Consider the following 13346-nt stretch of genomic DNA (forward strand, 5'->3'; position numbering starts at 1 on the left):
TCGTGAGAGCGTTTTCACTTCCATGGTCGCCTGTTTTGATATCGCCGCGATCCTCTAGGCCTCGGTCTGGCGATACTGGTCGAAATCGGGGTCGTGCGTCATTCGCCAGTAGTCTACGAACCGCCAAGGCATCGCCGAAAACACCCGGCCCTGCTTGTTGCGATAGTAGGTCGACATCCCCGGGTGGGTCCAGATCAACTGCTCATGCTCGGCGTCGACCTCGCGGATATATCTGTCGTGGGCATCCTGGCGAACGTCGATCGCCGCGATGTCGCGCTCGATCATCTCGACAAGACAGGCGGTGATGTAGCGCGACTGGCACTCCGACTGGAAGATCACGCTGCCGCCATGCGCCGGGCCGGTGTTCGGCCCGAGCATGGTGAAGAAATTTGGAAAGCCCGGCACGGTGAGGCCGAGATAGGCGGTCGGGTTGTCATTGGCCCAGGCCTCGGCGAGAGGCTTGCCGTCGCGTCCGGTGATGTTGAGGCGCGCCGCCATCTCCGTGACCTTGAAGCCGGTCGAGACAACGATGATATCGGCGGGCCGCGGCTTGCCGTCCGACGCGACAATGCCTTCTCGTGTGAAGTGGTCGATTGGAGTGGTGATCAGTTCAACGTTCGGTCTGGTCAGCGTCCTGAACCAGCCATTGTCGAGCAGGATGCGCTTGCCGTAGGGCGGGTAGCTCGGCACGCATTTCTCGATCAGGTCGGGGCGGCCGTTCAGTTCGGACAGGATGAAGTCCGTGAGTTCATCGCGATGCCGGTCGTTGCCCTTGTTGACGGCGCGATCGGGATGCGGCCAGTCCGGGTCCTTGCGCAGGAACGGCAGAAGTCCATCGCCATAACGCCAGAACATATTGAAGCGATACCACTGCACGTAGAACGGCACATGCGCGAGCAGCCACTGCGCGCCTTCGCTGATCGGATCGGAGTAACCCGCGACCGGGCGCGACCACTGCGCGGATCGTTGGTAAATGGTGAGCGAGGCAACCCGATCGGCGATCGAGGGCACGAGCTGCATGGCGGTGGCGCCGGTGCCGATGACGGCGACATGCTTGCCGTCGAGCTCAATGTCCTCCGACCACAGCGCGGAGTGCAGAATTTGTCCTTTGAAGTCCTCTTCGCCATTGAAGCGAGCCCGCGAGGGATCGTTGAGCTGCCCGATCGCACTGACGAGCACCGAAGATTCGAATTGTTCGGTGCCGCTATCGGTCTTCAGCGTCGAAATCCAGCGCCGGCTGGTCTCGTCCCAGCGCGACGATGTCAGTTGGGTGTTGAAGCGGATGTGGCTGCGCACGTCATGTTCGAGCGCGACCTTTTTGAGGTAATCGAGCAGTTCCTGGCGCTGGGCGAAGTAACGGGTCCACGGGTTCCTCGCGCCGAACGAGAAAGAATAGGAATGGTTCGGCGTGTCGACGCCGCAGCCCGGATAGCGATTGACGTACCAGGTGCCGCCGAGTTCGGCGTTCTTTTCGACAATGGTGTAGGGGATACCCAACCGGCCGAGCGACACGCCAAGCGCAATGGCGCAAACACCGGCGCCGACGATCAGGACCTGCTGCGCGCTCGCAACCTTGTTCTCCGTGCCGCGGCTCCATTGCGCCTCCCGCGGCGTGAATGCCATTTCCTCGCGCATCAATGGCGCGTATTCGGGCGCGACGTTTTCGCCGAGGCAGGCACGCATCATCTTCAGCATCAGCTCGTTGCCGGGATCGGTGATCACGGGTCTGGGCTCGCCATTGGCGAATAATTCGAGCACGGCTGCGCGGATTTCGTCCTGGATTTCCCGGACCACGCCGGCTTGGGGATTGGGGATCAGGCGGACATCGCGCTTCGGCCGGTAAGGCGGTTCCAGCCAGCGCTCGTCGCCGGTCATGTGGACCAGCACCATCAGCAACACCCGGATATCGCCTTCGGCGATCGCTGAAGAGAGATCGAGTTTCTTGCGCGGTGTCGCGATGTTCATGCTCTGCTGTTCCAATTATGCATCCGGAGTTTCCGGCCATCCGCCATAGGCGTCCCACGTCGAGCCCGCGATAAACCCGGCATCGACCGGCAGATTAATTCCAGTCACGGCACTGCTTGCGGGCGCGAGCAGCCAAGCGATGGCGTGCGCGACTTCGACAGGTTCGACCAGCCGGTTCATCGCGGTGTTGCGGACCAGGCGATCCCTGTTCAGCGCGCCTGACGCTATTCCTGCCTCCAGCGCGACCGTGCGCGTGAATCCTGGCGACACCGCATTGACCCTTACGCCGGCGCGGCCCCATTCCGCCGCGAGCGTTTGCGTGATCTGGATAACGCCGGCCTTGGCGGCGGTGTAGGCGTGGATCGGGCCGGAGGTCATTCCGGCTACCGAAGCAACGTTGACGATTGCACCAGCGCCTCGTTGGGCCATTCGCTCGCCGACGCTGCGAGCCATCAGAAACGTGCCGCGCAAATCGATGTTGATTTCGCGATCCCAATTGTCCATGCGCACGCGCGCGGCGGCGTGCATTTTGCCGAACACACCGGCGGCGTTGACCAGGCCGGTGATCCGTCCATGGGCGCGCTCGATATCGGCGATGCCACTCACGACCGCGCCTTCGCTCGCGACATCGAAGGGTGCGGGCCACAGGATTGCTTGCGTCCCCGCCAACGGCTCCGGTGCGATATCGACGATCACCACGCGCTGACCCTGATGCGCGAGCAGGGTGGCCGTCGCAGCACCTATGCCACGGCTGCCGCCGGTCACCAGTACGATGCCGTCAACGTTCATGGTCTTTGTCCTTGCCAGGCGAGTTGAACAGTCCGCGCGTCATCAGCTTCCGGTAAGCCGATACGACGTGGTCGGGAACCGCGGTGACGGCGCCGTCGGCGTAGGAATAGCGGCGGCTGAGATAGCCCCGCGCGCCCATCAGGATGTGAACGATGGCCTCGAATTCGGCATCGCTGAAATCATCGATCATGCCGGCATGCCGGGCGCGCTTAAGGATCCGCACATAGGCCGTGGAGATATTGTCGAGGTGTTTTTGATAGCCGCTCGGTGCAAAAAATTCGGCCTCGTTGAGAATACGCAGGAACTCCGGGACCTCGCGGATAAAATCGAAAAATGCGCCGAACCGTTCGATCTCCTGCCGCGCCGCGTCGGCGGTGCCGGTGCGCTCGTGGATGAAACGCACCATGTCGCGCCCGATCTTCGGCAGCAACTGATCGAGCAGCTCCTGGCGATTTTCGAAATGATTGTAGAACGTGCCTTGTGCGACGCCGGCCTGTTCGGTGATACGGGCGACCGAGGCTTCGGCGTAACCATATTTGCCGACGATCCTGGTCGCGGCATCGAATATCCTGCGCTTGGTCCAGGCGTTGCGTTCGGCGCGGTTGAGTTTTGTCAGTTTGCCGGCTGTGGTCTCGGGCGCCTCGGTCATGCGTTGGCCTCGACTTCGCTGCGCAACACGCGCTTGAGCACCTTGCCCGACGGATTGCGCGGCAGGCTGTCGCGAATGATCAACCGCTTCGGCACCTTGAAGGCGCCAAGTCGCCCTCGGCAATGGTCGGTGAGGTCCAGCAATGTCAGCGCGGCGCCCTCCGCCAGCACCACCACCGCAACCGGCGTTTCGCCCCATCGCTCGTCGGGCATGCCGACCACGGCGACCTCGTGTACTTCGGCCATTTCATAGATCACGCGCTCGACCTCGGAAGATGCGATGTTCTCGCCGCCGGAGATGATCATGTCGTTCTTGCGGTCGGTCAGGTACAGGAAGCCTTCCTCGTCGAGGTACCCGACATCGCCGGTACGAAACCAGTCGCCGGAAAAGGCGGCCGCGGTCTTCTCCGGATCTCTCCAGTACCCTTGCGTGACCTTGGGTCCGCGCAGGCAGATCTCGCCGTTCTCGCCGGGTGACAACCGGTTGCCTTGTTCGTCGCGGATCTCGATCTCGACATGGGCGAGGGCACGGCCGGTCGAGCCGATCTTTTCGATCTCGCGGCCGCGTTCCATCAAGGTGTCGCCGCCGCAGCTTTCGGTCAGGCCATAGCCGTCGATATAGCGGGCGTTCCCAAAGAACTCGGAGAAGGCGCGAATGCGCGCCTCCGGCGTCCTCTCGCCGCCGCCGATTGCCCAGCGAAAGCTCGACACGTCGTAGCGGTCCCGGTTGGGGGAGGTGAGAATGGCCGTCGTCATGACCGGCGCGAACCACGCGGCATTGAGCTTCTCCGTCTCGATCGTTGCGAGCGCCTGCTCGCAATCGAAATTGCGATGAATGGCCAGCATGCCGCCATGCCAGAGCACCGCGATGCCCGGCAGGTCGAGCGCTCCGACATGGTAGAGCGGACCGACCACCAGCAGGCGCGTCTCGGCATTCAGCCCCAGCGCCAGGGTCTGGTCGGCGGATTTCCAGTACATGTTCTCGTAGCTGAGCATCACTCCCTTGGGGCGATCGGTGGTACCCGAGGTGTACATCAATCGCATCAGGTCGCGAGGTTTGCGCGGGTGCATCGGTACGGGCGCGATGTCCGGCGCGAGATTGACGGCACTGGCTTGCGCGGCTTCGTCGAGCAATACGATCGGTGCCGCGCCGGCCGCGATCGCGGCGAACTCTTCGTCGGCGATCAGAAGGCGCGCATCGGAATTGCCGACGATGTAACCGACTTCGTCGCCGGAGAGCCGGTAATTGATCGGCAGCAACACCGCGCCGATATGGCTGACGGCAAATACCAGTTCGACGAATGCTGCGCTGTTCTTCATCAGCACCGCGACCACGTCGCCGGGGCCGATGCCGCGCGAGGCGAGCCATCCGCCGACCTTGCCGATCCGGGCGTTGAAAGCGGCATAAGAGATGTCTTCGCCGCGATATTTCAGCGCACATCGGTGCGGAGTCCGGCGCGCATGAAAGGCGATGAAGCTTGAAAGATTGATCATAACCCGCCGGAATCCGCGCTAGATTCGCCTCGAAAGCCTTCAAAACAGGCAATATGAATTCTGACTCGTAATTCATATTTGCCTTGACGTCATCCCGTTTTTTCTGGAACTCTCATCGTCACGGAGACGCAACGATCTCCGACAGGGATTTTGGGAACGCGAACCCGATAGGGAGGGGAAGATGACGACAACCCGCAAACCGGGCCTCAGCCGCCGATCGACATTGGCGCTGATGGGCGCCGGCGCGGCGACGTTCGCCGCGCCATGGGTGGCGCGCGCCGACGCCAATATTTTGCGTATCGGTATGCAAAGCATCCTGTCAGGGCCGATCGCGCTGCTCGGGAACTCCTCGCGTAACGCGCTGATGATGGAGCAGGATCGTATCAATGCGGCCGGCGGCTTTCTCGGCCGTCAGATCGAATTCCTCTTCCGCGATTCGAAGGGCCAGCCCCAGGAGTCCGCACGCATCGCGCGCGAGCTGGTGAACAGCTCGGGTTGCGAGCTGCTGGTCGATTCCGAAGCTTCGTCGGGCGCCTTTGCAGTCCAGGAAGTCATCCGCGACCTCGGCAACGTCGTCTGCATCCACACCAACAGCGAGACTTCGGCGCTGACCGCCGATCCCAAGATCCGGGCACCGACCGCCTTCCGTGTCGCGCGCCAGGGCGTGCACGACGCCGTCGCCGGCAGCATCTATCTGGCGGATTTCTCCAAAGCCAGGAAGCTCAACAAATGGGCGACCTGCTCGCCGGATTACGCCTATGGCCGCGATACCACCGCGCAATATTTGCAATTCCTCAAGCAGTTCAATCCAGACATCGAGGTCGTCACCGACGCCTGGCCGAAGCTCGGCCAACCCGACTTCACCGAAGTCATCACCAAACTGATCCAGGCCAAGCCGCAAGCCCTGTTCACGTTGCTCTACGCCGGCGATCTCTCGGCGTTCGTGAACCAGGCCAACGTCTATGCATTGTTTTCACAGATGACTGTCGCGACGCCCAACGTGGACTATCCCGTCATGGCCGCCATCAAGAATCTGCCTGCCGGCATTCAGTCGGCGACGCGCTATCTCGAGACATTCCCCGATACGCCAGCCAACAAGGAATGGGGCGAAGCCTATCACAAGAGATGGAACGAGCGGCCAACCACCTGGTCGTGGCAGTGCACGGTCGCAATGCAGTTCTACGAGGCGGGCATCAAGAAGGCCAATACGCTCGAAGCCAAGGCGCTGTCCGCCGCGCTCACGGGCTTGAAGATCAATACGCCGTTCGGCGCCGACGGCACCATCACGATGCGCGATGATCACACGACGATCAACTACGCCATCGGCTGGGGCCAGACCACGCCGAAGGAGCCGTTCATGGTGGATATCAAGCCCGCGGACTGGGGCAAGATCATTGAACTTGAGACGGAGTGGAAGAAGCAGCAGAAGTACATCTGAGCCTCAGATGGACCTCACTGCGCTTGGCGTTTGCCTCACGACCTCTGCCTGCGTGGTCACCCAGGCCACCAGCGGGCTGATCGTCGGCATGCTGCTGTTCCTCGTCGCCGCCGGCGTGACCCTGATCTTCGGCGTGCTGAAGATCGTGAACTTCGCCCACGGCACCTTCTACATGCTGGGCGGGTACGTCGCCTATACAACGCTCAATGTGACCGACAGCTACGCTTTAGCGGTGCTGTCGGGAACGCTCGCGACCGCGCTGTTCGGCGTGCTGTTCGAACGCTTCCTGATCAGCCGCGTCTACGGCTCCAACGTGCTGATGCAGCTTCTGGTCTGCTACGCCGTGGTGCTGATCTTTGACGACGTCGTGAAGATCGTCTGGGGGCCGGAATTCCACGCCATGGGAATGCCGCCGGCCTTCCAGGTGCCGCCGCTCTTCATCGCGGGCGGTGTGGTACCGCCGTTTTACATCGCGTTGATCGGTATCACGGCGCTGATCGCTATTGTGCTCAGTCTCGGCCTCTCGATGACGCGCATCGGCAAGACGGTGCGCGCCGCCGCGATCAATCCCCAGATGGTTTCGGCGCTCGGCGTCAATACGACGCTGCTTTTTGCGATCGTCTTTGCCGTAGGTGGCGGGCTCGCCGGGCTGGCGGGCGCGCTCGCGGCTCCGGTGCGTTCGCTTTCGCCCGGCATGGGATTCTCGGTCTTGATCGAGAGCTTCATCGTTACGGTGATTGGCGGCATGGGCTCGATTGCGGGAGCGCTGGTCGCCGCACTCTTGATCGGTCTCGTTCGTGGCTTCGGTACGATCGGTTTCCCGCAATTCACCGACGGACTGATCTACATCATGATGATCATCATCCTGCTGCTGCGCCCGCAGGGCTTGTTCGGACGCCGGTCATGAAGGCGCACCCTGCATGGCGTGACGCGGTGATTGCGGCGATTGCCGTGATCGTCGTGCTGGCGATCCCGCTGTTTCATCGCAGTCCAGCCTTCGAGGACTTCGTCATCCGCTTGAGCGCGATGGCGCTGTTTGCGACCTCGCTCAATTTATTGGTTGGCAACACGGGCATGGTCTCGTTCGGTCACGGCATGTTCTATGGCCTCGGCGCCTATGCCTTCGCGCTTACGATGCAGATGACCGACCTCTCGCTACCGGTCGCTGCCGTGCTCGCGGTGCTGTTCACGACCTTTGCCGCGCTCTGCGTCGGCGCCATCTGCGTACGCCTCAGCACGGACTACTTCGCCTTCATCACGCTCGCGGTGCAGATGCTGTTCTTCAGCATTATCATCTCCTGGCAGAGCCTCACCGGCGGCGACCAGGGCCTGCGCGGCGGCATTCCGCGCCGCGAGATCTTCGGCTTCGAGCTGGCCTCGCAGCTTCATCTCTACCAGTTCTGCACGGTCGTCGCGGTGCTCGGCCTGCTGGCGTTGCGCCACATCACGACCAGCCCGTTTGGCCAGACCCTGCGCATGATCCGCGACAACGAGAATCGGGTGAGCTTCCTCGGCGTCGTGCTGTGGCAAGCCCGGCTCCGGGCCTTCACGATCGCCGGCGCCTTCGCAGGTCTCGGCGGCGTGCTGGCCGCGCTTTTCGTTTCGGGCGCCTATCCCGAACTCGCCGACTGGCCGAATTCCGGGCAGGCGATCTTTGCCGTGATGCTGGGCGGCATCAACAGCTTCCTCGGACCCGTCCTGGGCGCGATGATACTGCTCGCGCTGAACGATGTGGTGACGCGCTTCACGGAATATTACGGGCTGGTGCTGGGGATCGTTATCCTGGCCTTCGCCGTCGGCCTGCGCCGCGGCGTGCTCGATTTCCTCAGACTGGCCTGGCCCGGACGCGCGCGATGAAACTCGAGATCAAAAATCTCACCAAGGCCTTCGGTGGCATCAAGGCGATGGACGATGTGTCGCTGACCTTTCCGTCGGGATCCCTTTCGGCGGTGATCGGTCCGAACGGCGCCGGCAAAAGCACCTTCTTCAACCTGATCAGTGGCGCGTTCCCGGCCGACTCCGGCGAGGTGTTGCTCGAAGGCCAGGATGTCTTGCGTCTTTCCAAGGCCGAACGGATGCGCCGGGGCATCGGGCGGGCCTTTCAGGTGGCAAGCTGCTTTCCGACCATGACGGTGGCGGAGAACCTGATGGCCACCGTCACCGCCCATGTCGGACAGTGGGGCAATATCTCCCGACGCTTTCCACCACCCGGGGTACGCGAGCGCGCCGAAGAGGTGATGGAACTGGTGGGATTGAACAAGGTTTCGAACGTCGAGGCTGCGATCCTCTCCCATGGTGACCAGAAACTGCTCGATATCGCCATCGCACTCGCGCTTGAACCCAAGGTGCTGTTGCTCGACGAACCGACGGCCGGCATGGGCCCTGATGAACGCTGGCGCATGATCGAACGCGTGCGCGGCCTGTGGGAGCGGGGAAAGCTCACGCTGGTCTTCATCGAGCACGATATGGACATCGTCTTCCAGATCGCCAGTACCATTCGCGTTCTATGCTACGGCCGCGTCCTGGCCGAAGGCACACCTGCCGAGATCCGCAACAATCCCGCGGTGATCGAGGCATATCTCGGCGCCGAGCATTCCGGCGAGGCTGCATGAGCCCGCAAGCAGTCGTTCAGGTCGAGGATCTCGACGTCTATTACGGCACCAGCCAGATCCTGTTCGGCGTTGGGCTTTCGGTGCGAGCAGGTGAGACCATGGCGCTGCTCGGCCGCAACGGCGCCGGCAAATCGACCACGATGAAGGCGATCATGGGCCTTGCGCCGGCGCGGCGCGGCAAGGTCATGCTGCATGGGCGCGTCGTCTCCGGATTGGCGCCGCATCACATCGCCCGCGCCGGTCTCGGTTTTGTGCCCGAGGATCGCCAGATCTTTCCGGACCACACGGTCGAGGACAATCTCGTGATCGGCCGAAAGAAGGGCGTCGGCGGCGAGGATGAGTGGTCGATCAAGCGCGTCTATGATGTATTTCCCTTGCTGGAGCCGTTGCGCAACCGGATCGCGGGCCGGCTATCGGGCGGCGAGCAACAGATGCTGGCGATCGCGCGCACGCTGATGGGAAATCCGGCGTTGCTGCTGCTGGACGAGCCGAGCGAAGGGCTCGCCCCGATCATTGTACAACGGATCGGCGATCTGCTGCGTCAGTTGCGTGCCACCGGCGCGACGGTGCTGATCGCGGAGCAGAACATGCATTTCTGTCTCGGCCTTGCCAGCCATGCCACCGTGATCGACAAAGGGCAGATCGTCTACAGCGCGACGATTGAAGATCTGAAGGCAAACGACAATATCCGCCAGCGTTATTTGGCGCTTTAGAGCGTTTTCGAGCGAAGTGGGTACCGGTTCGCGTCAAGAAAACGCGTCAAAACAAAAATCTAGAGCCCGGTTCTGATTCCATCAGAACCGGAAATGCTCTAGCCACCACACCGCGACGCCAGTTATTCGAGTCCGGAAATCGGGCGATCCGCGCCCGCGCCGTTTACGGCTTGCCCGCCTTGAAGGCTTCGAGAACTTGCTGGCAGGCCAGCCCGGAGCTCGCGCACCAAGCCTGCTGCGCCGCCGCTGCGCCCGATTGCAGCTGCGCGATGACATCAGGTGCAAGGCCGGATTCAATCGTAACGCCGTTCTCGCGCATCCGCCGGTAGTTCTCCTGCTGCCGCGCACGCATGACTAACCACAGTTCATTCTCGGTTTGGCGGCTCGCGGTATCGACGGCTTCGCGCAGCTCCGGAGACAATCCGTCATAGATCGCCTGGCTGACGATGGCCACCGAGAGCGGAAGCGAATAGGTAATTTCGCTGAAATAGGGCAGGAATTTCCAGAGCTCGCGACCGGCGCCGCCATCTCCAGAGGACAACACCGCATTGATGCTGCCATCGGCCAGTTTCGGCATCGTATCCGCGAAGCTGATCGAGATTGCCTTGGCACCGGCGCCGGCAAAGACCTCGCTCGATATCGTATCGTAGGTACGAATCGAAAGATTGGCGAGGTCGGCGGATGTCTTCAGCGGCGTTTTCGACCAAATACCGGAAGGCGGCCATGGCGTCAGATAAAGCAGTCGCTGGGCCTTCTTCTGTAGCGCGGCCGCGAAGAACGGACGGGCCAGGTCCGCGAGCCGCCTTGCATCGGCGATCGAGCCGACCAGAAAGGGCAGCGAGGCGAGCGCGAAGATCGGATCCACGTCGCCGAGCGTGCTGGCAAAGGCATCACCCGCCTGCACTCGGCCTTGCACGATCGCCGCGATCATGTCGGCCGACCGAATGCCCCCCGATGCATCGAAACCAGGCTTTATCTGGAGCCGGCCTGCACTGATTTCAGCAACGCGCGCGGCGAAAGTCGTTATGCCAACGCCCGGCATTGCGCTTTGCGGATATTCCGTCGACATATTCCAGGTGGCCTGGGCAGAGGCTGCCTCAGGATCGAGCAGCAGCAGCGCACTCGCCAGCAGATGTAAAGGTCGCACCGCTTCACCTCCAGCATGCTGGCGATCTCATCCAGCCCAGGAAGCGTTAGCAGATGAAATAGCCGGCGGTCACCCGGCATTTCATCAAATCGTTGCTTCGACTGATTTCGATGGTCGTTTGCCAAGTTGACTTTCCGTGCCCGCAGAACTTTAACTGGCGATATCGAAGATGGAAACGAAGGTCGGAAAGCCAAGCATGCGTGTCATCAATATTGCCGCCGCACAGATGGGGCCGATTCAGCGGGCTGATAGCCGTGAAGTCGTCGTCAAGCGCATGCTCGCGCTGATGGATGAGGCCAAGGCCAAAGGAGCCGACCTGATCGTCTATCCGGAGTTGGCGCTAACCACCTTCTTTCCGCGCTGGTACATGGAAGATCAGACCGAGGTCGATACCTGGTTCGAGCATCAGATGCCGAACGCGGCGACCATGCCGTTGTTCTCGCGCGCCGCGGAACATCAGATGGCCATGAGTTTCGGTTACGCCGAGCTCACGCCGGACGGCCATCACTTCAATACCTGCATCCTGACGGACCGGTCGGCCAAAATCGTCGGGAAGTATCGCAAGATACATTTGCCGGGCCATTCGGAATTCGACACCGAGCGCGCTTTCCAGCACCTTGAAAAACGCTATTTCGAGCCGGGAGATATCGGCTTTGATGTATGGCGCACGATGGGTGGCATCTTCGGTATGGCGATCTGCAATGACCGCCGCTGGCCGGAAACCTATCGTGTTATGGGCCTGCAAGGGGTGGAGATGATCCTGCTCGGCTACAATACACCTTCGGTCAATTCCCAGAAGAGCGAGGAGGGGCCCGAGAAGCGGCTGTTCCACAACCGTCTCTCGGTGCAATCCGGCGCCTACCAGAATGCGACCTGGGTCGTCGCCGTCGCCAAGGCCGGGGTCGAAGACGGCTTTCCGTTGATTGGCGGCAGCTTGATCGTCGATCCCAACGGCGAGATCGTCGCGGAGGCCTCTACCGAAGCCGACGAGCTTTTGGTCCACCCCTGCGATCTTGACGCCACGATCTTTGGCAAGAAAACCATCTTTGACTTCGCCCGACATCGGCGCATCGAGCATTATGGCCTGATCACAAGTCGCGCCGGCGCCGTGCCGCCTCCGGTACGGGATTGAGGTGGCTTCGAGAAACGCACAAGGGCATTCATAAAGGGCACTCAGCGAAATGTCCGGAATTTCGTTCCCTGACCTCAGTCCGCTGGAGCGCTACAAGCTGTTATGCGGCGTGGTGGTGCCGCGCCCGATCGCGCTGGTAACGACGCTTGACGAAAATGGCGCGGTCAATGCTGCTCCGTTCAGCTTCTTCAATGTCTTTTCCGAGGATCCGCCGCTCATCGTACTCGGCCTGCAGCACAAGGCCGATCGCGATTTGAAGGACACCACCCGCAACATCCACCGCGATGGCGAATTCGTCGTTCATATGGTGGATGAGGCGCTCGCCAAGGCCATGAATGATTGCGCGGTCGATTTTCCCGCCGGCTCGAGTGAGGCGGCCGCGGTCGGACTTGCGACCTTGCCGTCGGTCGATGTCAGGGTGCCACGCCTGGCGGCGGCGCCCTTTGCGCTCGAATGCAGACGCCAGGTCGTGCTTTCATTCGCTCCCGGACGTGAATCGCTGGTTGGCGAGGTGTTGCGGCTGCATGCGCGCGAGGGCCTAATCGATACGGCCAAAATGTACATCGATCTGGCGGCGTACCGGCCGATTGGCCGCATGTTCGGCAATCTCTACACTTATCAGCGCGACACTTTTGCGATGGATCGCGAGAGCCACGCGCAATGGAGTGCTCGCATGGACGCCGGCAAATGAACCAGCCGAAACGTTCAAGGGGTCATACGTGACGCGAAAACTGTACCGCTCCCAACGCCATGGTCACCGCAGCCTGCGTCGGATCGATCACGGGAATGCCGAGTGCATCTTCCAGCGGGCGGCGCAGGCGCGCCATGCCGGCGCACCCCATGATGACCGCTCCGGCGCCGTCCTGCTCCTTCAGGGCGCGGCCGACCTCGATCATCTTTGCCAGCGTTCCCTCGCCGGACGCGGTTTCCGCCACGCTCATGTTGAGCGGACGCTCGCCCGCCAGCCGGTCCATCAATCCCATCTGACGCAGATAACGGACATGGCGGCGGATCGAGCGTTGCGCGATCGCGATCACGCCGAAGGTTTCCGCGCGCGTCATCGCCGTCAACACGCCGCATTCGGCGATGCCGAACACCGGCCGATCCGTGCCTTCGCGACAGACGTGCAGACCCGGATCGCTGTAGCAGGCGATCACGAACGCCGCCGATTCGTTGTCGCTCTCGACCAGCCGCCGCAGCGGCATCACCACGCTGTCGGCATCCGCCTGGCTTTCCACCCCATACGGTCCCTCGTCGAGGGTCGTGCAAACGATCTCCGGTCCGTCGGCGAACCCCAGCGGTTGCAAGGCCACTTCAAGGCCTTTGGTCACGATGACGTTGGAATTGGGGTTGATCACGAGAATGCGAGGTCGCGACATGGTTCTTTCCTTGCAGTTGGCATAGTTTC

13 protein-coding genes are annotated in these 13346 nt (G+C 61.9%); 7 read left to right on the forward strand and 6 right to left on the reverse strand.

Annotation, left to right across the window (positions count from 1 at the left end):
* Positions 1-54: 54 nt before the first annotated feature.
* From GSQ88_RS22220 to GSQ88_RS22235, 4 genes are read right to left on the reverse strand one after another with little or no spacing between them, the layout of a single operon-like run.
* Positions 55-1965 carry a flavin-containing monooxygenase gene (locus tag GSQ88_RS22220; RefSeq protein ID WP_159009880.1) on the reverse strand — a complete coding sequence of 637 codons (1911 nt, stop codon included), beginning with the start codon at positions 1963-1965 and terminating at the stop codon, positions 55-57.
* Positions 1966-1980: 15 nt separating this feature from the next.
* The gene (locus GSQ88_RS22225) at positions 1981-2754 is read right to left on the reverse strand and encodes an SDR family NAD(P)-dependent oxidoreductase (RefSeq protein ID WP_159009881.1); all 774 of its coding nucleotides are present in this window, start codon (positions 2752-2754) and stop codon (positions 1981-1983) included.
* A complete protein-coding gene (locus tag GSQ88_RS22230; protein WP_159009882.1) occupies positions 2744-3403 on the reverse strand; it encodes a TetR/AcrR family transcriptional regulator in 660 nt (219 codons plus the stop codon). Before GSQ88_RS22230 ends, GSQ88_RS22225 begins: the two co-directional genes overlap by 11 nt.
* The gene (locus tag GSQ88_RS22235; RefSeq protein ID WP_159009883.1) at positions 3400-4896 is read right to left on the reverse strand and encodes an AMP-binding protein; all 1497 of its coding nucleotides are present in this window, start codon (positions 4894-4896) and stop codon (positions 3400-3402) included. Before GSQ88_RS22235 ends, GSQ88_RS22230 begins: the two co-directional genes overlap by 4 nt.
* 181 nt (positions 4897-5077) lie before the next feature.
* Between GSQ88_RS22235 and GSQ88_RS22240 the strand changes: the two genes are divergently transcribed.
* From GSQ88_RS22240 to GSQ88_RS22260, 5 genes are read left to right on the forward strand one after another with little or no spacing between them, the layout of a single operon-like run.
* A complete protein-coding gene (locus GSQ88_RS22240) occupies positions 5078-6334 on the forward strand; it encodes an ABC transporter substrate-binding protein (protein ID WP_159009884.1) in 1257 nt (418 codons plus the stop codon).
* Between the two features lie 7 nt (positions 6335-6341).
* A complete protein-coding gene (locus GSQ88_RS22245) occupies positions 6342-7241 on the forward strand; it encodes a branched-chain amino acid ABC transporter permease (protein WP_159009885.1) in 900 nt (299 codons plus the stop codon).
* Positions 7238-8191, forward strand: coding sequence for a branched-chain amino acid ABC transporter permease (locus GSQ88_RS22250; protein WP_159009886.1), 954 nt, complete (start codon positions 7238-7240; stop codon positions 8189-8191). Before GSQ88_RS22245 ends, GSQ88_RS22250 begins: the two co-directional genes overlap by 4 nt.
* Positions 8188-8946 carry an ABC transporter ATP-binding protein gene (locus GSQ88_RS22255; protein ID WP_159009887.1) on the forward strand — a complete coding sequence of 253 codons (759 nt, stop codon included), beginning with the start codon at positions 8188-8190 and terminating at the stop codon, positions 8944-8946. The genes GSQ88_RS22250 and GSQ88_RS22255 overlap by 4 nt, the downstream gene beginning before the upstream one ends.
* Entirely contained in the window at positions 8943-9659 is a 717-nt protein-coding gene (locus GSQ88_RS22260) for an ABC transporter ATP-binding protein (protein WP_159009888.1), read from the forward strand. Before GSQ88_RS22255 ends, GSQ88_RS22260 begins: the two co-directional genes overlap by 4 nt.
* 163 nt (positions 9660-9822) lie before the next feature.
* Here the strand turns inward: GSQ88_RS22260 and GSQ88_RS22265 are convergent, their stop codons facing one another.
* On the reverse strand, positions 9823-10806 hold the full coding sequence (locus GSQ88_RS22265; RefSeq protein WP_159009889.1) for a TRAP transporter substrate-binding protein: 984 nt from the start codon (positions 10804-10806) through the stop codon (positions 9823-9825).
* 196 nt (positions 10807-11002) lie between these two features.
* On the opposite strand from GSQ88_RS22265, the gene GSQ88_RS22270 reads away from it, so the two are divergent.
* Both GSQ88_RS22270 and GSQ88_RS22275 read left to right on the forward strand, forming a co-directional pair.
* Positions 11003-11938: an N-carbamoyl-D-amino-acid hydrolase gene (locus GSQ88_RS22270; RefSeq protein WP_159009890.1), complete on the forward strand. Its 936-nt coding sequence runs from the start codon at positions 11003-11005 to the stop codon at positions 11936-11938.
* A gap of 49 nt (positions 11939-11987) precedes the next feature.
* Positions 11988-12629: a flavin reductase family protein gene (locus GSQ88_RS22275; protein ID WP_159009891.1), complete on the forward strand. Its 642-nt coding sequence runs from the start codon at positions 11988-11990 to the stop codon at positions 12627-12629.
* Positions 12630-12651: 22 nt separating this feature from the next.
* Here the strand turns inward: GSQ88_RS22275 and GSQ88_RS22280 are convergent, their stop codons facing one another.
* Positions 12652-13317, reverse strand: coding sequence for an aspartate/glutamate racemase family protein (locus GSQ88_RS22280; protein ID WP_174248081.1), 666 nt, complete (start codon positions 13315-13317; stop codon positions 12652-12654).
* Positions 13318-13346: the final 29 nt, after the last annotated feature.

It is taken from the genome of Bradyrhizobium sp. S69 (assembly GCF_009766005.1).
Taxonomy (GTDB): domain Bacteria; phylum Pseudomonadota; class Alphaproteobacteria; order Rhizobiales; family Xanthobacteraceae; genus Bradyrhizobium.